The sequence below is a fragment of the Colwellia sp. MB02u-10 genome (assembly GCF_014077185.1).
Lineage (GTDB): Bacteria > Pseudomonadota > Gammaproteobacteria > Enterobacterales > Alteromonadaceae > Cognaticolwellia.
Genome location: NZ_JACGVK010000118.1, coordinates 40,022 through 62,934, shown reverse-complemented (window position 1 = coordinate 62,934; position 22,913 = coordinate 40,022). Strand labels below are relative to the sequence as shown.

15 protein-coding genes and 1 pseudogene are annotated in these 22,913 nt (G+C 37.2%); 4 read left to right on the top strand and 12 right to left on the bottom strand.

The genetic code is table 11. From position 1 onward, the window contains the following. On the bottom strand, positions 1 to 999 hold the full coding sequence (locus H4J59_RS10080) for a LacI family DNA-binding transcriptional regulator (RefSeq protein WP_182239038.1): 999 nt from the start codon (positions 997 to 999) through the stop codon (positions 1 to 3). Between the two features lie 306 nt (positions 1,000 to 1,305). Here H4J59_RS10080 and H4J59_RS10075 point away from each other — a divergent pair, with 306 nt between their 5' ends. From H4J59_RS10075 to H4J59_RS10065, 3 genes are all read left to right on the top strand, one after another. Then, positions 1,306 to 2,568: a sugar MFS transporter gene (locus H4J59_RS10075; RefSeq protein WP_182239037.1), complete on the top strand. Its 1,263-nt coding sequence runs from the start codon at positions 1,306 to 1,308 to the stop codon at positions 2,566 to 2,568. Between the two features lie 8 nt (positions 2,569 to 2,576). Then, positions 2,577 to 5,177, top strand: a complete 2,601-nt coding sequence (locus H4J59_RS10070) for a glycoside hydrolase family 3 protein (protein ID WP_404852018.1) — start codon at positions 2,577 to 2,579, stop codon at positions 5,175 to 5,177. A 105-nt stretch (positions 5,178 to 5,282) separates the two neighbouring features. Further along, positions 5,283 to 6,401, top strand: a complete 1,119-nt coding sequence (locus H4J59_RS10065; RefSeq protein ID WP_259369467.1) for a glycoside hydrolase family 16 protein — start codon at positions 5,283 to 5,285, stop codon at positions 6,399 to 6,401. Positions 6,402 to 6,473: 72 nt separating this feature from the next. Here the strand turns inward: H4J59_RS10065 and H4J59_RS10060 are convergent, their stop codons facing one another. The 10 genes and pseudogenes from H4J59_RS10060 to H4J59_RS10015 all read right to left on the bottom strand — a co-directional run bounded on the left by H4J59_RS10060 (position 6,474) and on the right by H4J59_RS10015 (position 20,682). Continuing rightward, positions 6,474 to 6,824 carry a hypothetical protein gene (locus tag H4J59_RS10060; protein ID WP_182239035.1) on the bottom strand — a complete coding sequence of 117 codons (351 nt, stop codon included), beginning with the start codon at positions 6,822 to 6,824 and terminating at the stop codon, positions 6,474 to 6,476. Then, a pseudogene (locus H4J59_RS19830) lies at positions 6,799 to 7,149 on the bottom strand (polysaccharide deacetylase); the annotation flags it as partial. The gene H4J59_RS10060 and the pseudogene H4J59_RS19830, both read right to left, overlap by 26 nt. 520 nt (positions 7,150 to 7,669) lie before the next feature. After that, on the bottom strand, positions 7,670 to 8,839 hold the full coding sequence (locus H4J59_RS10050; protein ID WP_182239033.1) for a carbohydrate binding domain-containing protein: 1,170 nt from the start codon (positions 8,837 to 8,839) through the stop codon (positions 7,670 to 7,672). A 437-nt stretch (positions 8,840 to 9,276) separates the two neighbouring features. After that, positions 9,277 to 10,761, bottom strand: a complete 1,485-nt coding sequence (locus H4J59_RS10045) for a tryptophan halogenase family protein (protein WP_182239030.1) — start codon at positions 10,759 to 10,761, stop codon at positions 9,277 to 9,279. A 66-nt stretch (positions 10,762 to 10,827) separates the two neighbouring features. Continuing rightward, the gene (locus H4J59_RS10040) at positions 10,828 to 11,844 is read right to left on the bottom strand and encodes a cupin-like domain-containing protein (protein WP_182239029.1); all 1,017 of its coding nucleotides are present in this window, start codon (positions 11,842 to 11,844) and stop codon (positions 10,828 to 10,830) included. A gap of 50 nt (positions 11,845 to 11,894) precedes the next feature. Further along, on the bottom strand, positions 11,895 to 12,623 hold the full coding sequence (locus H4J59_RS10035) for a SapC family protein (RefSeq protein ID WP_182239027.1): 729 nt from the start codon (positions 12,621 to 12,623) through the stop codon (positions 11,895 to 11,897). 63 nt (positions 12,624 to 12,686) lie between these two features. After that, the gene (locus H4J59_RS10030) at positions 12,687 to 14,243 is read right to left on the bottom strand and encodes a tryptophan halogenase family protein (RefSeq protein ID WP_182239025.1); all 1,557 of its coding nucleotides are present in this window, start codon (positions 14,241 to 14,243) and stop codon (positions 12,687 to 12,689) included. A 236-nt stretch (positions 14,244 to 14,479) separates the two neighbouring features. Then, complete coding sequence (locus H4J59_RS10025; protein WP_182239022.1) at positions 14,480 to 17,509, bottom strand: TonB-dependent receptor; 3,030 nt, start codon at positions 17,507 to 17,509, stop codon at positions 14,480 to 14,482. A gap of 307 nt (positions 17,510 to 17,816) precedes the next feature. Further along, positions 17,817 to 19,145 carry a glycoside-pentoside-hexuronide (GPH):cation symporter gene (locus tag H4J59_RS10020; protein WP_182239020.1) on the bottom strand — a complete coding sequence of 443 codons (1,329 nt, stop codon included), beginning with the start codon at positions 19,143 to 19,145 and terminating at the stop codon, positions 17,817 to 17,819. A 175-nt stretch (positions 19,146 to 19,320) separates the two neighbouring features. Continuing rightward, the gene (locus H4J59_RS10015; protein ID WP_182239018.1) at positions 19,321 to 20,682 is read right to left on the bottom strand and encodes a GH1 family beta-glucosidase; all 1,362 of its coding nucleotides are present in this window, start codon (positions 20,680 to 20,682) and stop codon (positions 19,321 to 19,323) included. 356 nt (positions 20,683 to 21,038) lie between these two features. Between H4J59_RS10015 and H4J59_RS10010 the strand changes: the two genes are divergently transcribed. Continuing rightward, positions 21,039 to 21,947 (top strand): homocysteine S-methyltransferase family protein, encoded by a 909-nt coding sequence (locus H4J59_RS10010; RefSeq protein WP_182239016.1) that lies wholly within the window; start codon positions 21,039 to 21,041, stop codon positions 21,945 to 21,947. 217 nt (positions 21,948 to 22,164) lie between these two features. Here the strand turns inward: H4J59_RS10010 and H4J59_RS10005 are convergent, their stop codons facing one another. Further along, entirely contained in the window at positions 22,165 to 22,806 is a 642-nt protein-coding gene (locus H4J59_RS10005; RefSeq protein ID WP_182239014.1) for a LysE family translocator, read from the bottom strand. Between the last annotated feature and the right edge of the window lie 107 nt (positions 22,807 to 22,913).

Sequence of the window (22,913 nt, the reverse complement as noted above, 5' to 3'; positions counted from 1 at the left end):
TTAATTTTTTTTGACTGATTGTCGTTCAATAAGTTCAGGAATAAACATGTTTGTGATGTCTAACTCTTTTTGCTTATAGACATTTTTCAAGATCCATTGAGTAGACATTTTCGCCATATCGTTAATTGGAAAATTAATAGTGGTTAATTGAGGGTAGAGATACTCAGTGAAAAAAGCATTATCAAAACCAATAAATGAACATTGTTCAGGGATTAACCATTTATGATCCCTGGCTCCTCGCATGGCCCCAGATGCCATCTCATCATTTGAACAAGCAACAGCAGTAAATGTGGTTTTATGCTTGATGAGGAAATTGATACCATCTCGACCGCTTTTTGTTAAATAATCACCTTCATAGAGTAAACTTTCTTTAAAGGGAATATTGGCTTCAGCTAGTGCTTTTTTATGGCCAGTTAAGCGCTCAGTAGAATCTTGTTTTGTTAAAGGCCCAGAGATATAAGCAATCTCTTTATGCCCTTGTTCAATTAAATATTTTGCGGCTAAATAACCCCCTAGTTCGTTATCTAAATAAAAACAATGATCACTAATTTCTGAGATATTGCGGTTCAAGATAACAAAAGGGGTGTTACCTTTACTTAATTTAATTAAGTAGTCATCTGAAATGGCGTCAACCAGTAAAATAAGTGCGTCACATTTTCGATCAATTAAAAAATCTAAGCCATTTATTTCACTTTTTTCATCACTATGACCTGCAGTAATAACCGCATGTTTACCTGCATTTCTGAGCTCTAATTCAATGCTGCTCAACATGGCACCAAAAAAGGGACCATGTAACTCGGAAACTAGCACACCAACACTGTTTGAACGATTGGAAGCTAATGATCGGGCAATGGTATTTGGTCGATAGTTTAACTCGTTCATGGCTGCCACGACTTTTTCTTTAGTTTTTTTACTGACATGTTCATGATCATTCAGTACGCGAGATACAGATGATAATGAGACTCCCGCTAATGCGGAAACTTCGTATATAGTCGCCATTTTATTCCTTCATCTTTTTTATTAATGCTGCTTTAGAGAACTTAAACATACAAGGTCTTAGCTAAACCAAATACTGAGCCTATAGTTATAACTGTTATAAGATACACAAAAATTTTCTATTTTAGAAGCGCTTCCTATGACTGTAAATAATAGTTGCTTTTTATCTTAATGACATTCAATATGGAAGCGCTTCCAGTTTATTTAAAAATACTTACTTAAGGACTACCTGAGTGTATTTAAAGTGGGAAATTATAAAAATAACAACAGCAGCAATGACCTGTTGTTCATAATTATTAGGGGAATTATATGGCTAGTACACCGATTCAATCAAACGTGAATAGGTTTTCATCAAACACTGAAAACAAAAATTATACTTTTGCACTCACATCATTAACATCACTCTTTTTTATGTGGGGATTCATTACCTGCTTAAATGATATTTTAATTCCTCATTTGAAAGCTATTTTCGATTTATCTTATAGCCAAGCAATGCTAGTACAGTTTTGTTTTTTTAGTGCTTACTTTCTCGTTTCTATTCCTGCAGGAAAAATAGTTAAAAAAGTAGGTTTTCAAAAAGGTATTGTGCTTGGATTGATTGTTGCTGCCATTGGTTGTTTTGCTTTTTACCCAGCAGCAGCAATGCACAGCTACCCAGTATTTTTAATGGCACTATTTATATTAGCCAGTGGTATTACGATATTACAAGTGTCAGCTAATCCTTATGTCAGTATTTTAGGCAATCCTGAAACAGCCTCTTCACGTTTGACGATGACACAGGCATTTAATTCACTTGGCACCACGGTCGCGCCATTTTTTGGTGCTTATTTGATCTTAGATCAAGTAGCAGAATCAATGTCGGTCGCTCAACAAGCAGAATCAGTGCAATTACCTTATGTTTTACTCGCCGGTTTATTATTAATACTTGCGGCTATTTTTTCTTATATAAAATTACCTGTCGTTGAGCATATTGAAGAGTCAGTGGCTGAAAAACCGATAGCGGGCAGCGCTTGGGAATATCGTCATTTAGTTTTAGGTGCCATTGGTATTTTTGTTTACGTTGGTGCTGAGGTTTCTATTGGCAGCTTTTTAGTGAGCTTTTTTAATGATCCGAACATTGCTGGTTTAGAAGAATCCCAAGCCGCAAAATATATTGCCTATTATTGGGGCGGTGCGATGGTGGGACGATTTATTGGTGCCGCGGTTATGCAAAAATTAGCCGCAGGAAAAGTATTAGCCTTCAACGCTTTTATGGCGGTGATATTGATGATTATTACTATCCTTGCATCTGGTCAAATAGCGATGTTTGCCATTCTGTTAGTAGGTTTATGTAATTCAATTATGTTCCCTACCATCTTTAGTTTGGCCATTAATGGTCTAGGCCAACATACCAGCCAAGGTTCAGGTATTTTATGTTTAGCGATTGTTGGTGGTGCTATTTTACCACTTATCCAAGGTGTTTTGGCCGATAGTATTGGCCTACAAAACTCATTTTTCTTACCCATTATTTGCTATGCATTTATTGCTTATTATGGCTTGTCAGGTAGTAAACCTGTATCAGTAAAGGTATAAATATTGTTATGTTTATTCAAATAAATTCACTTAAAAGCGTTGCTAAACCCTTCATGGGGATTGCTGTTGCCATGTCACTTTTTGCTTGTACTGATAACGCTAACTCTAGCACTAGCTCTAAATCGGATATAGCTCAGGTTGATGTTGCCCCTAATAGCGAAAACAATATAGCCATTTGGCCGGTACTTGATATTGAAGTTAAAAAAGACAATAAAGTCGAAACTAAAGTCGCCAAAATTCTAGCGACTATGACGTTAGAGCAAAAAGTTGCACAGATGATCCAACCTGAAATCCGAGACATTACGGTTGAAGACATGCGTAAATATGGTTTTGGCTCATATTTAAATGGTGGGGGTGCTTTCCCTGATAATAATAAACATGCCACGCCTGCTGATTGGATAAAATTGGCTGAAGCTCTGTATCAAGCGTCAATCGATGACTCGGTAGATGGGATAAATATTCCGACTATGTGGGGTACTGATGCAGTTCATGGTCATAACAATGTGATTGGCGCAACATTATTTCCTCATAATATTGGCTTAGGCGCGGCAAATAATGCTGAACTTATGGAGAATATTGCCAGTATAACGGCTAAAGAAGTGATGGTAACCGGTATTGATTGGGTGTTTGCTCCTACGGTTGCCGTTGTTAGAGATGATCGTTGGGGCAGAACCTATGAAGGTTATTCTGAAGACCCTGAAATAGTCGGTTTATATTCGGCCGCTATTGTAAAAGGGCTGCAAGGTGCTGTAGGCGATGACTTTTTAGGCGACACTCGCGTTATCAGTACGGTTAAACACTTTATTGGTGATGGTGGCACAAAAGGTGGTGATGACCAAGGGGATAACTTAGATAGCGAAAGTGATCTTTTTAAACATCATGCCCAAGGTTATGTTGGTGGCTTAACAGCTGGCGCGCAATCGGTAATGGCATCATTCAATAGCTGGCATGGCGCTAAAACGCATGGCAATAAGTATTTAATGACCGATGTTTTGAAAGATCGTATGGGCTTTGACGGCTTTGTTGTTGGTGACTGGAACGGTCATGGCCAAGTAAAAGGCTGTACTAACGAAAGCTGTCCACAAGCAGTCAATGCGGGCTTAGACATCTATATGGTGCCAACAGCTGCTTGGAAACCTTTGTATGAAAATACCATTAAACAAGTTAATAAGGGTGAAATTAGCTTATCAAGAATAGATGATGCGGTGAGCCGTATTTTAAGAGTAAAAATACGTGCAGGTTTATTCACTAAACCCAGTCCAAAAAATCGTCCATTATCAGGTAAAACTGACTTAATTGGCTCAGCAGAGCATCGTTTAGTGTCTCGTCAAGCCGTACGTGAATCTTTAGTTTTGCTTAAAAATAAAGCTAATTTATTACCCTTAACGCCGAGTGCAAATGTATTAGTTGCAGGAGATGGCGCTGACAATATTGGTAAGCAGTCAGGAGGATGGAGCATTACTTGGCAAGGTACAGGTAACACTAACGCTGATTTTCCGGGTGGGTCTTCGATTTATGACGGTATAGAGCAAGTTGTTAATGCGGCTGGCGGTAAAGTGCAATTAAGCCCTACAGGTGAGTTCACTGAAAAGCCAGATGTTGCTATTGTTGTTTTTGGTGAGGAACCTTATGCCGAGGGTAATGGCGACTTAGATAACCTTGAGTATCAACGCGGTAATAAAACCGATTTAGCTTTACTCAAACGTTTAAAAGCACAAGGGATACCTGTTGTTTCTATTTTTATTAGTGGACGACCAATGTGGGTAAATGCGGAACTTAATGCGTCAAGTGCTTTTGTTGCTGCTTGGTTGCCGGGTTCAGAAGGCAATGGTGTCGCTGACGTTTTGTTTAGTAAAGCGGATAGCAGTTTACGTTATGACTTTAAGGGTAAGCTTTCATATTCTTGGCCTGCTAGTGCGGATCAAACATCGGTTAATCGATTTGACGAAAACTATCAACCCTTATTACCTTATGGTTTTGGTTTAACCTATCAGCAGCAAGATAATAAAAAAATGACTCTGTTGTCTGATCAGTTAAGTGAAGTTTCTCAAATATCTTCTGATGAGTTAGGCACTTTTAAAATATTTGAATTAGCGATTAAGCAGCCATGGAGTGTTGCGTTGCAATCAGGTGAGCAGTCATCTCCTGTTACTTCAAATACGCAGTCATTAGGGGCTATTACCTTAAGAACTATGGACAAAGTGGTACAAGAAGATGCTAGAACAATAACCTTTGATGGCAGTGAGCTGGCAAGTGTCAATATCTTTAGTAACTTTCCGGAAGATTTACGGGCATATATCGAGGCTGACTCGGTATTAAGTTTTAGCGTGCGTTTAGAAACTACACCAGTAGCACCGATTAATTTAGCTATGAGTTGTGAAGGGGATTGCAAAGGCTCTCTTGATATTACCTCATTGTTAATTAACCAGAGTTTAAATGAATGGCATAAAGTGACGATCGACTTGGCTTGCTTTAAAAAAGCAGGCACAGATTTCTCCAAAATTATGTCGCCATTTAACTTGTCTACTAATGGTAAAGTTTCATTAAGCTTCGCTGATATAAACTTAACGCCGCAAGGTATTGATAAAGCAACAATGAGCTGTGATTAAATTATTATTGACTCGTTAAATTAAACCGCCGTATGACTAAAATTACGGCGGTAACTACTGATTGCAATTTATTAATAAAAATATATATATAACAAGGACTTTTCTATGCAGCATTTAACATTATTACTCATAGCCTGTTTAATGACTTTACTCGGATGTGGTGGTGGATCGGGTAACAACACGAACACGACTAATATATCAACTACGCCAGCTACAGATATATCTTCTGATCATGCGAGTGAAGAGAGTAAAGACCCAACAACTGCTTCTGTAGTGAATAATCAATGGCAGTTAATTTGGCAGGATGAATTTAATGATAACAATATTGATTTAAACAAATGGAGTTTTGAGGTCAATTGTTTTGGTGGGGGTAATGATGAACAACAATGTTATACCGACCGAGAAGACAATGCTTTTATTGAACAAGGTATTTTGAAAATAGTAGCATTAAAAGAAAATTTTACCGGTCCTGCGGCACATGACGATGACACTAATTACAACGCTATGAATACCCGCACTCTACCTTATACATCAGCACGGTTACGCAGCAAGAACAAAGGTGACTGGACTTATGGACGCTTTGAAATTAGTGCTAAATTACCGCAAGGACAAGGCACCTGGCCAGCCATTTGGATGCTGCCTACTGATTGGGCTTATGGTGGATGGGCCGGCTCGGGTGAAATAGATATCATGGAAGCGGTGAACTTAAAAACACAATCAGATGAAGCGGGTGCGAGCTCAGGAGACGAAGAATCACGTGTGCATGGCACGCTTCATTATGGCCGTGCCTGGCCTGAGAATGTTTATTCAGGTAAAGGCTTTAACTTACCTGATGGTGTCAACCCTGCAGATGGTTTCCACGAATACGCCGTTGAATGGCAAGCAGGGGAAATTCGTTGGTATGTTGATGATATTCATTTTGCTACCCAGCGTGATACCGGTTGGTATAGCCAATATATGAATGATGAGGGTTTATTGATAAACGGTGAGGGTGGTGCACCTTTTGATCAAAAATTTCATTTATTATTAAATTTTGCTGTTGGTGGGAATTGGTCCGCTTCGGTTAACGAAAAAGGCATTAATGACAGTGTATTTCCACAATCATTAGAAATTGATTATGTCCGAGTTTATGAATGCTCAGTGTCACCTCTCACAGGTGCTGGCTGTGCAACAATCGGTGATGACGCTATACTAGTGGAAGGTAAGCAAGCACCGGCGCTGTAATTGTTTAAGTACCCTGAAAATGTTTATTGATTGATAAGGGATATATAGAACCGTTAAATGCTAACTAAGACTTTAAAAAGTATTAGTTAGCATTTTTTTTACGTATAAATTAACATTACGATAAGTATCTGCATTACTAACTAGGTAATCTAATAACTCTTGACGAGCATGTTTTGATACCGAAAGGTAATCGCCATCAGCGCCATGAAAAGTAAAGTTAGCGATAGGTACCCTCGAGAGCCACTTTTGTACATAAGTGATTAGTTCAGCGCCTGATTTTCCTAACGGCGACCAAACTGGCACATTCATCATATTTATTGAACAGCGATTTTTTGGGATTTTTCTTACATGGGATTTAATACCAACAAAAGTCTGAATAAAAGCATCTACGTAGCTTCTATTCTCTACCGATTTGATCGGCACAAGGTACAGTAAATCTTTTTATGTTTTCACCATCCGTGCTTTTAAAAATGAGTGGCTGTATGCACTTCTTAATAATTTCAGCAAAGTATTTTTTATCTAAATCATTATATTCTGGTACCCATGCACTATTAGGCAATGATCCTCGACAAATATGAGTAATAGGATAACTTGCTAATTCATGGCTCTGTTGAGCAGCTTTTCGCCGTTCCGTTATATGATCTTCTACGGTAGATGAATTAAGTATTAAATAGAAAGTCGCTTTAAGGCTGAACTTATTAAGGGTGGGTAAAGCAGGATCAAATTGACTGTTTAAGGCATCACCATAGGTAACGCTTACAGCTAGTTAGTCATCTATTTATAATTTGGTTTTAAATATTGAATATAAAGCTTTATATCAGATGGATAAACAACTTTGAAGTTTTCATTTTACAGTTCGACAAATGAATTCTCTTGAGGGTCTAAAAATCCACCAGTATTTTATAAATATGAGCATATAGCTATCCTTACTACGATCTCTATCGTGGTCAGATCATATACATAAATTGGTATGATTTTAAGTGCTTTAGTCATGAAATGACCCCTTATATGACCATTGGCTGGTGCTCACTTAAAATGTATTAGGTGGTTATAAAAATTATAGGTGTGTTTGTCTTAACTGCAGGTATGTCATCAAGGCTTGAAGGGTAAAAATTTTTAGCTCTTTTAGCTCTTTAGTTAATTTAATTGAAGTATATTAATAAAATATTGATGATATCTAATGAAATATCATCAATATTGAAGTAATGCATTATTATATAAAGCTTGAGCAATTAACCGCTATTCTTCAGCTAAATAATACCAAAGAATTACTGAGCAATGCCTACAGTTATCTCGTCTAGAGAAACGTCACCGACTTGAGCACCCATATCAAATAATACACGGCTATTGTCATCACCAAAACCTGTAGCAGGAACAACAACAAAATATGTCACCCATTCAGTCGTTATAGCAACAGATTCTGTAGTATTATCCCACGGGGCATGGTTTAAACCAACACCAACAATAATATCTCGAGCGACAGAAGCTTTTGCTTTAAATTCTACTACATAAACTGCATCAGGAATGATAGTCATAATTTGGCTTAAATTGACAGCATATGCGTCACCAGCAGTTGCTACATAGGCTTCGTAATAGCTTCCTACGGGATCAGTTGTAGCAAATATATCAGTGCCAGCAGCGTCGACAAGTGAGATGTTACGTAATGAAATGTCCCCTGCAATTGCACCACCCATATCGAATATAGTACGACTATTGTCATCACCTGCAGAAGCTGCTTCCATAAACGTATATGTCTCCCATTCAGTGGTTAACTCAACTGTATGTGTGTCATTCGTCCATGGGTCATGAAATAAACCAAAACCAGCAGTCATAGGACGAGCTGTAGAGGCTTTAGCATCATAACTTAGAGTATAAACTTCACCTGTAACTAAAGTTAATGGATGGCTGATTCCGGTATCGTAGACATTGGCCGTAGGCTCTGGAACAAGATTTTCATATACATACACACCGGGAGCGTCCGACCAGTCGGTAAGTCCAGCATCAAAGGTACTATTGGTTAATAAGTTACCCGCGGTATCTGGCTTACCACCACTTCCTGCTGAAATAAGGACATTCTCAGATGTAGTAAACATGCCATCTGTTACGTTTACGGTTACAGAACTAAGACCTTTATCACCTGAAGCCGGAGTACCTGATAAAACACCGGTACTGGCATCAAAGTTTAACCAAGAACCATCTGGAAGGATTGCTGAGAAAGTTAAGGCATCACCATCAGCATCGCTTGCTGTAAAGGTATGACTATATACTTCCCCTACTCCAGCAGCTGTTTCAGCAGCGGCACTAGTAAACTCTGGAGCCGCAAATCTTGGTCCAATAGAGTCACCATCTACTGGCTCCAAATCAGCACCACAGCCAGTAAGTGCAATAGCAATAGCTAAAGTTGATAGCTTAATATTTAAATGTTTAATTTTCATCATGTAGTTGTTCCCCTAGATATTATATTATTAGAACTACGCACTCAAACGGCTTAAAAGAGGAAAAAACAATATTTTTTTAGTCCAATTGCAACGTCTAATGCAGCGAGTTCATTTATATGGGTATCGCCATCAGTCCTGCTGGAAGCGCTACCAATTTTTTTTATAAATACTGCTGATTTATTTTTTAACACACATTATTATTCTGTAAGCGCTTCCAGTTATACCACCAGTAATGCTTATAATAAAGTTTTTTTTACACTTTTTTAAATTTACAACTAAATATAGTGACTGTAATTTTTAAGGATAAAAGTATATAAAGTAACAAACTCAACTGGCTATTGAGTCTGCCTGTTCATTAGCTGTAATTTAATTCGACTTGGTATGAATATTATATTTTTTCTACATAATTATCAATTGCAAATTTAAGATACCGCAGGCTATTTTGCTTTACAATGTTGCTCAATAAAATCTAAATGATTAGGCCAATTATCAACTTTACGCTTGACTGTTAGCTTAATATTATCTAAAAATTTTTGTAATTCATTGTCATCCATTAAATCCACAATAGGGTGATATTGTTCAGGCATTAGACCCTGTCCCATCATTACTTGTACCCAAGATGTTTCTCCAAAAAGCTCTTCTTCTTTTTTGAATACATTGGCGCTTTCTTTAAATAACAACATACGGTGTTTTAACGTTTCAGGGATATCCATATTGCTACAGTACCGCCAAAAAGGGGTGTCTTTACGATCAGTTAAATTATAATGTAAAATAATAAAGTCTTTAATGCTGTCAACTTCGGTTTTAGTTTGTATATTAAACTCATCAACAGCAGATTGTTTAATCCCTTGTGATGGAAACATCTGCATTAAGCGTATAATCGCTTTTTGAAATAAATGAATACCAGTAGATTCTAGCGGTTCAATAAAACCGGAAGATAAACCGATGGCAACACAGTTTTTATTCCAATGTTTACGACGAGTACCTGTTTTATATTTAATAACGCGAGGTTCATTTAGCAGTTCACCTTCAATATTATTTAATAAAGTTTGTGTAGCCTCTTCGTTAGACATGTATTTACTACAAAAAACAAATCCATTGCCTGTTCGATTTTGCAAGGGAATTTTCCACTGCCAACCAGCATCCCTCGCAATAGAGCGTGTATAAGGCACCGGTTTAGTAACAGTTTTAGTTTGTACTGCTATAGCGCTGTCACAAGGTAATATGTGTGACCAATCCTCATAGCCGGTATGTAGTGCTTGTTCAATTAATAAAGCTCTAGAACCAGTACAATCAATAAATAAGTCACCTTCAACTACTTTGCCGTTGGTTAATTCAAGAGAACTAATAAAGCCATTATCTTTTTCTAGAACAACATTATTAATACGGCCTTCAATTCGCTTTAAACCATGCTTTTCTGCTAGTTTTTGTAGAAAAACAGCATATAAACCAGCATCAAGGTGATAGGCATAGTTAGAGGCTTGATCTGCGTCTACGGCAAACTTTCCTGCTCTAGCGGCTAAGTGTTCAGGCACGTAATCGCCTATGGCTGAAACTATACCACGCTGTTTTCCCTTTAACCAAAAATGTTGAAAATCAGCCGCCCAGCAATTTTGACCTAAAAATCCGAAGGAGTGAATATAGTCTTTATTAACATCACGCCAATTTTCAAATGAAATACCCAACTTGAAAGTAGCATTCGTCGCTGCCATAAACTCTTGTTCATTAATACCTAATAATCGGTGGAAAATATGCAAAGTAGGTATCGTTGCCTCACCAACTCCCACGGTAGGGATGTCATCAGATTCAACAAGGACAACGTCTAAATTTTTACCAAACAGCTTTGATAGTGCCGCTGCTGTCATCCAGCCCGCAGTACCACCACCGGCAATAACAACTTTTTTTATGGCTTTGTTATTCATATTTAAATTATCCTTACAAATATAATTATTAGTTTTAAAAAGATATTTTCAGTTTATATTTTCAGTTTATATTTTCAGTTTATTAAGTAAGTCAGCCCTAATTTTTTTTGCTGAATTTACGTCTAACGGTTGAGACAACATCCCCTTAACAAAATCAGGAATATGATCTAAATCATTTTCTTGATGATCAAAAATATAATAATCAAAAATAGCTTTCCAAGCCTGTCTTTGTGCTGGAGGAAGATTTCTCAAACTTAATATCGCTAATTTCAATGCATTTTCTGGTTGGCCCATAAACGCAGGACTGTCCCGCCACCAATGTGTTACGAGTACATTAAAGGCACTTAATGCTTTGACATGATGCCACCACATAGCCGGAAGAAATAAGGCATCGCCAGCTTCCAACTCTGCAACTTGAGCGGCTTGTAATGCTTGTTTAAATTTAGGGAATTTTTTAAAATCAGGTTGTTCAAAATCAATTAAACTAATTTCACGACCACCTGGTGACATTTCCATAGGCCCAACATACAGGTTAGCTATCTGCTCTGGTGGGAATAAAGTAAATCTTCTTTTACCTGCAACACAACAGGCAAGGTTATTTGGGAAATCGTAATGTGCGGCTATTTTACTTTGATTACCAATCCAAATACTGGTTAATGGTTTTAGATGGTCAATCGAAGCATTATTTTCATCATTATAACCAGGAAGCAAAGCATTAATTTCTGTTGAGGCAACATAGATTGTGGGTGGTTTATTATCTTCAGCGTGTGCTAATAATTTATCTAAAACTATATTAAGATCAGCACTAATGTTTTTAAAGTTAAAACCACTCATATCATCATTGTAAAAAACACGTCCTTGAGTTCCTGGTTCGCCATAAGCACTAAATACAGGCTTATTATTATATAATTTACGTAAATAATTCGCCGAACTTTCAGGCGACTTTTTACTTTCAATCACCATCGGCCATTTATCACCAAAACCTTTCAAAATAAGCGGCTGTGTTGATGATAAAACAAATTCAGGTATATCACCTGGTTGACAATTGCTTATCTCCTTAACTTTATTTGTTATTGCCAACATTTGCAGATACCAAGTTTAAATTTATGATGAAAAGGGTGATATTAAACAGATTAAAGACTAAGTCTTTCATTTTTCTTACTGATTAATGTTCTAACATTCGCTTGTGATGCAATAGTCATATAGATTGCTTGTAAAAATCCTTTTTTATGCAATAACTTTAAAATATCACTACTCAGCTCAGCTAGTTTTTCTTCGTTAATAGTATAAAAACCAAGCATTTGGTTTTTTGAGTGATCATTGAGAGTGATATCTAAAGTCACCGATTCTAATAATTGGTGTTCATTTAAAGCATCGATAAAATCATTACTATCGTTTAGCCCATGGTGAATAGCTTCAAGTAGATCTGCAACTTTATCTAAATAAAGACTATTACCACCATGTTCTAAAAAGATAGATTCACCTTGATCTTGATTAACACGGGGATTATCAAGATCAATATTCAACATTCTCTGTTTCTTTTCAATGCCTCCTTCATTTAGTGCTTGTATACCGATTAAAAACGGCTGTCTAGCAACCATTGCTGGAATATAATCAGCAGTCCACTTATTGTCAGAGAGGAATAAGTTCTCTTTATTTTCAAAACCAAACAAAGCAAGTGGAAAGAATTTACCTGTATCTGGATTCTTATTAAAAAAAATGGGGTAATAGGCTTGTACACTTTTAAATTCCATCGGAAAAGTTTGTGCATACCATAGGTTGTCACCATAGGTGGCAGATCGTTCAGTGATTATTTTTAAGTTTTGGTGATCGATGTTGTTTAGTAAAACAGAATTTGTCATTTTTAATTCCACACATTGTTTACATTTATTTCAGTTAAAGAGAGTTACTGTATTTTTGTAACACTAAATTTTGGGTAAACCATACTTTTTAATTTTGTTAATGATTTCACGGTTTGTTGGTAAAATAGATAAAAGTTTCTGTGTTTTTTTTATATTATCATTAAATAATTTATCTGCTTTGTCAGCATAACTCACCCTTTTTTTGTGTGCTAATGGCTCAGTGACGAAGTTCATACCATATAAAATGTATTGAAAACTAGCAGGCGGAAACATTTCTTCAGTGTGCGTTGCGTCATAATGATAGGGTGGTTGATAACGCCATAAGCTTATAAGTTCTTGTAAACTTTTAGGTATACTTTCTTTATTTTTATTATCTAGCCAGTAAGCTGAATCAGTTCGCTGACTTAAGACATAATGTAACTTTAAAAAATCAACTACGTTTTCCCAACGATGTAAAAATTTGTCATTAAAACGTTTGGCTATAATATCCATGGTCTGGCGATTCGCAGGCAGCTGCTCACTGATCATTTTCGCTGATAGTTCAACTAATGCTAAAGCAGAGGCTTCTAAGGGTTCAATGAAACCTGCAGCCAAACCAATTGCAACACAGTTTTTATGCCAAAACTTTTCTCTGTGTCCCGGATTCAAAGGTATTCTTCGTATCATTATTGAATTAGCAGCATCTTTTCCCATTGAAGGGACTAAGTAATTACGTAATTCTTGTTCTGCTAGATCATGTGATATATGTGCACTGGAATATGTATAGCCAACACCTCGTCGTGTTGGCAGTCCTATATCCCAAACCCAACCTGCGGTTTGGGCTGTAGATGAAGTAAATGATGCAATAGGACTATCACTATTCTCGTAAGGCACATGTACGGCCATTGCAGAATCATTAAATAAAATATGTTTTTTACTAATAAAGGGAATTTTATAATGTTGAGCTAATAATAATGATGATGTCCCAGTGCAGTCGATAAACAGATCGCCGAAGATATCACCTTGCTTTTTTGTGGTAATTGACGCTATATCACCTGTTGCAGATGAATTTATTTTAGTGACATGGTCAATAACGTGTTTTACACCTAATTTAACTGTGCAATGTTTTTGTAAAAACTGACCAAATTTACCTGCATCTAAATGGTAACCATAATTGGCTACAAATGAATATTCAGGTGTCGTTATTTGTTTTGGTGCTAAACCGTGAGCACCTAAATGACTTTGCTCAGAAACGGCATCGGCAAAACTAATTTTATCACTGAATGGTTGCCAATATGATGAAAGATTTATCTCATTAAAACCATTTGGCAAGGTGAAAGGGTGGTAATAGTGCTCGTTAGTGTTCGTCCTCCAGTTGGTAAATTTCGAACCTTGTTTAAAGCTTGCATCACACTCTAGTAAAAATTCAGTTTCAGAAATCCCCATCTTTTGCAACGTACCACGCATTGATGGCCAGGTACCTTCACCAACACCTATAGGTGCAACATCTGCTGATTCAACCAGTGTAATTTCTACCCCTGAACCTTGGTTGGTAGCATGTTCTGCAGCGATAATCCCCGCTGTTAGCCAGCCTGCAGAGCCGCCACCAACAATTACTATTCTTTTTAATGGTTGATTCATAAATTTTTTTCTTAATTTCTCATTAAAAATCAGGTTAGATTTGCTAAACTATATTGTGTCTTAATTGGTCTAATTACTGCTATTTACATGATATTGAGACAGCTTCAGCTTTTAAGATTTAGTTAATATAACACCTAAGTATTTGTGAAAAATTTATTTTTGTTTGTTGTAAATATAAAAGCCGCATAAATTATTAATTTAGCGGCTTTATTATTTCTAATTAACCAAGGTCATTATTAGAACGAATAACGAGCGCCTAAAGCAAAACGAGCACCCGTTTGAGTGTAATTTAATACTTCATAGCTACTACGACCGCGTGTACGTCTCTTTTCATCAGTAATGTTAATGCCGTTGAAGAAAACAGTTAAGCCTTCAACTTGTGACACATCATAATTTACCGCTAAATCAACTTGGCTGTACTTTTCTACATAAACTGGCGAAGCCCCTACATCTCCTTGGAAATGAGATGTTAGGTACTCATCACGCCAGTTGTAAGCAATACGTATAGAAAAACCATGCTTCTCGTAGAAACCCACCACGTTAGCCGTATCACTAATGCCAGTTTCAGCGACTTGATCAGAGTCATAGTTAACGCCATTACCATTAATTGAGCTACCAATAGAGGCATTATTATACGAATTATCAGAGTTAACATAGGTATAGTTAACAATCGTACCAAAACCTGTATCACCAAATAAATGTTGTACGGCAAATTCAACACCGTCAAAACCTGATTCTTCGGTAGAGTTAGCAAATGATGCAATATTAAATTGCACTAATGGATCAACCGGACGACCATTTATTTCTACATTACCACCCACAACATTTACCGCTGGGTCAATAATGTTTTCAGAAATCCATAGGCGTTGAGCTGGACGATCGTTAGGGTCAATACCGGCTGCAAGAGCCTGTTGTACAAACGGACTTGTTAAAGCACCAGGGTTGGTAAGATTATCTTGGGTATAAACTGATTCTGTTCGGATACTTTCGTTAGTAATATCTTTTTGGAAATAACCTAATGAAATATAGCTACCTTCGCCATAATACCATTCTGCCGACAGGTCGAAATTTTTAGCTTCAAGCGGTAATAAACCTGCATCACCTGAGTTACCTGCACCAGGACTATTTACTCGAGCTAATCCACCTAATGATGTACCACCAATCATTTGACCATAACTTGGGCGACCTATCGTTTCGCTGAAAGCGGCACGAAGTATAATATCGTCGGTTACTTCTATATTAAAGTTAATGCTTGGTAATACATGATCATATTTACCCGTTTTGGTCTGAAACTCAGTGCCACCGGATAGAGTTAACGGTAATTCAGTATCACCAACCCAAGTTGTTGCGTTAAAACCAGGAACATTTGATGTGGTTGCAACTTCTGTTTCTTCATAACGCACACCTAAATGCACATCAAATGGCATGTCGCCTATCTCACCCTCATAATTATACTGGAAGTATACTGCGGTCATTTCTTCTTTGGTATATTGATCGACACCAAGAGCATAATCTGTTGAAGGACAAAAAGATGAGCCACAATCACCAATAATACCTGGTTGTATGGATAACGTATCTTCAGCAATTTGTCTTACGTCAAGAAAGTTAAATTCAAAATAAGTATTTAAAATATCCGGTGCCCAATCAGTGCCAGTAACGTCTACAAAATCACTGAAATTGCCACCACTTTCGTCAAACTGATCTAGAATAGTTCTACGTGTAAAGTTTTCATCTCCAAATGATCCAGGTTCACCTTCACCACCCCAGTTATTACGTTGTACTGTTCTTCTTTGATCACGATTTTCAGCTGTTGTCATGGCTATGCCAAAGTCAATACTGCCCGATTTTTCAAAAATAAAAGCACCATCAAACTGATGTTGCTCAATGTGAGAATGATCTTGCTCATTACTAAAAGAACTACCTGTTACTTGCATATCTGACGCCATTACCGCATTACCACCACGTACTGCAAGCGTAGGTAAAACACCCGTGAAGTCAGTAGCCGATGCCGTACGAATAAGTGCTCGTGCCGCTAAGTTGTTATTAGAGCCATACTGATTATTTGGTGTGTTTTCAGCGTCTGAATCGTGATAATCGTATGATAAGCTCAAGCTATCGCTAACTTGCCAATCAAGGTTAAAACCTATTGAAGAGGTTTTATCACGTATCCCATAATCACCAGAGCCCATCGCTAAATCTGTTGGATCATCATAAACTTCAGAATGTAATAATGGTGAGGCGACATTACCTGATGTCCATACATCAACAGCATTTCCAGGAGAGGCATACCAAGCTGAAACATTAGCTACTTGTGTATCTTGTTCTTTTTGGATGTAAGTATAATCTAATGTTGCCGTGATGTTTTCCATCGGGCTGTACTGTAATACTAATTGAGCGTTAGTTCTCTCACGTTGTACTTCTTCAAAAGTATAAAAAGTGGTTTGTGGAACAGAATAAACGTCTGGATTTTCAGCACGGTTAAATTGATCACTTTGACCATTTTCTATAGGACCAAAGCGATTATTGCCGTTGATGTCTTGACCATCAGGGTCATAACTTCTCCAACCAGTACTTACACCTGCTTGTTGATTACCACTTTCACGTTCTGAATAACTGGCTGAAAGAGAAATACCAAAAGTATCATCGGCAAAGGTATTTGAATATAAACCTGATAACTCAGGAGTCGTACCACCTGTCTGTGCTGAGGTATCATCTAAAGCTTGTACACTAACAACGGCGTGCATGCCAGGGTTGTTTAGTGGTTTATTCGTTTTAATGTTAAGTGTTGCACCAATGCCACCCGTAGACATTTTTGCCATCGATGTTTTGTAAACTTCAACACCACTGATTCCTTCCGCTGCAACGTTTGAGAAGTCAAAAGAGCGATCACCTGTTGTATTAGGCATTTGACGGCCATTTAACAAGATTAAGTTACGGTCTGCACTAAAGCCACGAACACTTACTTTACTGCCCTCACCATTAGAACGGTCAATTGAAACACCAGTAATACGTTGTAATGATTCTGCTAAGTTAGAGTCTGGAAATTTGCCTATATCTTCCGCATTAATCGCATCGACAATACCACTTGCAGAGCGCTTAATATCCATTGATTTGATCATACTGCTACGGATCCCCGTAACTTCGATCACTTCAGTCTTATCTTTTGTAACTTCTTCAGCAGCAAAAACTGGCGTTATTGCCGTTACGCCTAAAATTATAGATAAACTTGTAGCAAGTTGAGTTTTTTTAAAAGTAGATTTCTTCATGTATCTCCCCTAGGCATTTCATATTATAATGGTTATATTTTTGGAAGCGCTTCCAGTTTAATTTAAAAAAACAAATTTCAATCAGGAAGCGCTTCCACAATTTAAAATATTTTACTAATAAGGTCAACCGTATTTTAATAAATAAAGTTAACTATTTTAGAGCTTTTACTCGTTAAATTTAAGTTCAAATATTGTTTAGTGGCTAGATTTAGCGTGCGTTTATTTACTTGATAGAGGCGACTTTAACTCGCTAATAAAACGCTAACGCTATTATTTTTAGGCTAGCGCTTTACATTTTGTAAATTAACTAACTTGATGTATTTTTTAAAGCTTGGTGAATAAATTGCACTTTTTTTGCATCAAGTATGTACCAGCGCATTACCCAGGCAACTAATATCGACCCTACAGCAGGAAAAATAGTGAAAGCAGCTAATATGCCTTGTTGCGTGTTAGTGCTTTGTTCTACATCAGCTTGGTAGCCATAATATGCCAATAACCAACCCGCTAATGCACCGCCAATGGCAACGCCAAGTTTGATGAAAAAAACGATAGCTGAATAAACCATACCCGTTATTCTAACGCCAGTTTTCCAGTGTCCATAATCGATAGTATCAGCCATTTTTGCCCAAAGTAAGGGGGTGGCCATCTGCAAAAAAAAACTCCAAAGAAAGAATAAGGTGAAGGCCATAACGGTTTGTTCACTACCAACAAAATAACTGATAATACAAATAAAAGCAGCGATTGATTGTAAACAAATATAGGCTTTAATTTTACATACTTTTTTAGATAGTGGTAACGCCAGTGCGCAACCTAGAATGCTACCTATCATACCTAAAGTCATAAATAAGGTGATCAGGTCAGCGCGACCTAAATAATACTTCACATAATAAACCGCGAGTGTGCCGCGCAGTACTTGGCCACTTAATAACAATAATCCAGCTAAGCAAAGAATTCGCCATTGATCATTTTTCCATAAGGCTGACAAATCTTCTTTAAAACTTGAATTTTGCTCTTTTGGCGGGCTGACTCTTTCTTTTGTACCGGCAAAACAAAGCAGAAAAAGCATTAAGCCTAGCAAGCTCATGGCTATCATAGTGTACTGATAGCCTTGTGCTTTATCTCCAGCACCAAACCACTCCACTAATGGCATGGTGCCTGCGGCAACAATTAGACCACCTAACATACCAAAAACAAATCGATATGATTGTACTGATACGCGTTCTTCAGGGTCAGCGGTAAGTACACCACCTAGCGCTGAATAAGGAATGTTTATCGCGGTATAAGCGATCATTAACAAAGTATAAGTAGCAAATGCATAAACGATTTTGCCATTTTCAGATAAATCAAAGGTGGTAAAAGCTAAAATACTGATCAGGCAGAAGGGAAGTGCTAGCCATAATAAATAAGGCCTGAATTGTCCCCACTTAGTTTTCGTTCTATCAGCCATTGCCCCCATTAAGGGATCAGTGATTGCATCAAATATTCTAACAACAAGAAAAAGAGTGCCAACAAGTGCAGGAGAAAGACCAACCACATCGGTATAATAAATAAGTAAAAACATCATCACGGTTTGGAAGATGATATTACTGGCAGTGTCGCCCAAGCCGTAAGCTATTTTTTCTTTAATTTTCAGCATGTAAATCTCTTTTTTTTAAAGTTAATATTCTTCTTATTTTATATGCAATGACACTTTAAGTTGTTCAATTATATTTAAAGTATAGTGTGTAAACACGCTAAAACAGCGTTCTTGGTATCATATGAAAACAATATTTCTTTTAATAACAGTGGTATTTAAAGTATTGTTTTTTCAATTAACTATTAAGTAAATTATTGTTATTATTATTTTTTCGTTGATTGATTAAATCACGATAGGCATAACCACTGGCTTTTATTGTTCTTTCTTGGCTTTGATAATCGACATAGACAATACCAAACCTTTTTAAATAGCCTTCAGCCCATTCAAAATTATCCATTAAACTCCAAGCAAAGTAACCTCTGATGTCGACACCCGATTCAATGGCTGTATTGACCGCGTTAAGATGGCTTTGGTAATAAGCGACTCGGTGAGCATCTTCTACTTTGCCATCTTTGATGCTGTCAGGCATTGCGGCACCATTTTCGGTGATATAAATAGGAGGTAAGGTGTATTTGGCATGTAAAGAAATCAATAAATCAGAAAACCCTGATGGATATATTTCCCAACCCATATCTGTCAATGCAACATCTTTAAGGGTAATTTGAGCGAATATTTCATTTTCATCAGCTTGATATATTGCACGTGTATAATAATTAATACCTAAAAAATCAACAGATTCTGCAATGATGTCCATATCACCTGCAATAATATCAGGATGTTGTGATAATGGCAGTTGCGACAGTATTTCTGGATATTGAGCATCAAAAATAGGCTTTATATACCATTGATTAAAATAATCATCAGCGAACTGAGTTGCTGCTATATCCGCTGGGTTTTCGGAAGCAGGGTAGCTAGGGCTAAAATTAAGTACTATGCCATTAAGTGTGTTCGGGCTTAATTTTTTAAGTGATTGCATCGCTAAACCATGAGCAAGTAATAAATGATGAGCTGCCTTTTTGCCAAACTCTTTACCTTTAATACCTGGTGCATGAATGCCAATTTCATAGCCTAAATAAGCGCTGCAAAAAGGCTCATTTAACGTAGCATAAGAATGCACTCTATTGCCAAATGCTTTAATCACTATTTCTGTATATTTTTGAAATTCATAAGCCGTTTCTCTGTTTAACCAACCACCTTTATCTTCAAGGTGTTGTGGTAAATCCCAGTGATAAAGCGTAACAAAGGATTTAATTTTTTTCTCAACTAATTTATCTAACAAGGCAATATAAAATGCGATACCTGCTGCATTGATACTGCCATCTTCATTGACAACTCTTCCCCACGAAATAGATAAACGATAAGCATCAACGCCGAGAGATTCAATCATTTCGATGTCTTGAGGCCATTTATGGTAATGATCACAGGCAACGTCTCCATTTGAACCATCGACAATAGTGTTCTCTAAAGAGCAAAATGTATCCCAGATACAGGGTAATCGTTGCTCGATACCGCCCTCGATTTGGAATGAGGCAGTAGCAACACCATAAATAAAATCTGTTGAATTCATTTTTGAGTTATAAGGTAAAGTCAGTTTCATAGTTATTTATTCTTAGTGATTTATTGTTAGTGGTTTAGTTAGCGTTAATGATTTTTAGATCTTTCAGTTTTTTATAGTATCTGGAAGCGCTTTCAATTTATCTTTATTGATATTAAAGGTCAATCTGTTTTCGGTAAATAATAGGCTAACTAATGCCCGGTATAATGATTTTCATGTGATTTAAGTAGGAAAGGGCATGTTTTTTAGTTGACTAGGTCAGTAGCTTGCTACTAGAGATCAATATCCAAAAACGCAAAGCCTAATTCAATTTTATCAATGTCTCATTTACGCTTGCTTTACGCCAATCGCATGGTTATTCTGCTCTTATTTTATAGATAACAGATGAAAGAATTAGTATGACATTACCCTTTACATTACCGATAATTCTTGATGGTGGTATGGGCCGTGAACTGCAACGTATTGGTGGCCCTTTTCAACAGCCAGAATGGTCAGCTCAAGCGTTAATTGAGGCGCCTCATTTTATCTCTCAAGTGCATCGTAGCTTTATAAAGGCCGGTGCTGAAATTATCACCACCAATACTTACGCGTTAGTGCCTTTTCATCTTGGTGAGAAACGCTTTAACGAACAAGGGGCTGGGCTCATTAAACTAGCCGCTAAGTTAGCACGAGAGTGTGTTGAGGATAATTCAAGTTTGTTAGTCGCGGGTTGTATTCCGCCAGTGTTAGGCTCTTACCGACCGGATCTTTTTTCAGTCGCACAAGCGCAACCCTTGCTTGAGTTATTAATAAAAAATCAGGACGTTGATGTAGATTTATGGCTAGCCGAAACGATATCTTCTATCGCAGAAGCCACAATGATCAAGGCTCGCACTCTTGTCACCGGCAAACCTACCTGGATTGCCTTTACTGTTAAAGATGAAATATCCACCGAGCCGACTCTACGTTCAGGAGAGTCAGTTTATGATGCCGTTAGCGAAATTGCAGGGCAAAATGTTTCGGCAATATTATTTAATTGTAGCTGTGTCGAAGTCATGCAGACCGCACTTATTAACGCTAAACAGGCGTTATTAGATCAAGGAATTGAAAACGAAGTTCAGCTGGGTGTGTACGCTAATAATTTTCCAGCCATTGGTGAGCTACACGAAGCAAATAAAAATAATGGTATTTCTGGTATTAGAGATGATGTTTCACCAGAAACGTATAGCGAATTTGCATCATCTTGGCTTAAATCTGGTGCCTCTATTATCGGTGGCTGTTGTGGGATTTCACCGGCACATATCAAAAAATTAGCAAAACTTAAATAATGTCATCACTTGGAGGGAAAATATCGAGTGTTGAATGTTGAATTTTGAGCGTTGAACCTTAATACTTAATAGCTGCCGCTGCACTATTAAATTTTTGTATAACAATAAGTATTGAGCAAAAATAAACCTGAAGTTTTTATTGACCATATCCTGATAAAAACTAAGTCTGAAAGCCTACAATTAGCTATGTCTTGAGATCGCTAATTGTAGCTCTTATTTAAATAGCACTCATTAGGCTGAGCTTTATCGCAATCAGTATCAAGATAAATCCTGCTACTTTATCAATTTTTTGTTTTTGGCGATTAAAGCGAGGCAATATACTGGGGTGTGATAACAGTAAAGCAACACCGCTGTACCAGATAAAATGTGCCAACATAATGATTAAACCATAGCTTATTTGCATTATTAATGGGGTATCTACCGACACGACTTGGGTAAAAATACTTAAGAAGAAGATAGAGGTTTTAGGGTTTAATATGTTGCAAGTAAAGCCACGACGCAGCGCGATAAAGGGCGAAATATCTGCTGTTTGATGTTTTTGGTCATTATGTAAAGGCTCGCGTGTTGTTAATAACTGCCAAGCAATATAGATAAGATAAGCCGCGCCTAAATATTTGATTATAGAAAATAACCAGGCTGAATTTGCAATTATCACAGCTAAGCCTGCAATTGAATAACTGGCATGAATACAAACAGATAAACACATGCCTAAGCTCATATATAAACCGGCCAAACGACCATTGTAGATACTCGTGCGGGTCACTAACACAAAATCAGCCCCAGGTAACATAGCCATAAAAATAGCGATGGTGCTCACCGTGATAATTTCTGCCATATACGTATTGATTAACAACTCCATATTTACCTCTCATCATTTAACATATGCTCATAGCAGCCAACTCATGACTGCGGATGTATGTTAATCTATGAGGAATTTTAAACAATACACATATTTGTATAAGGACT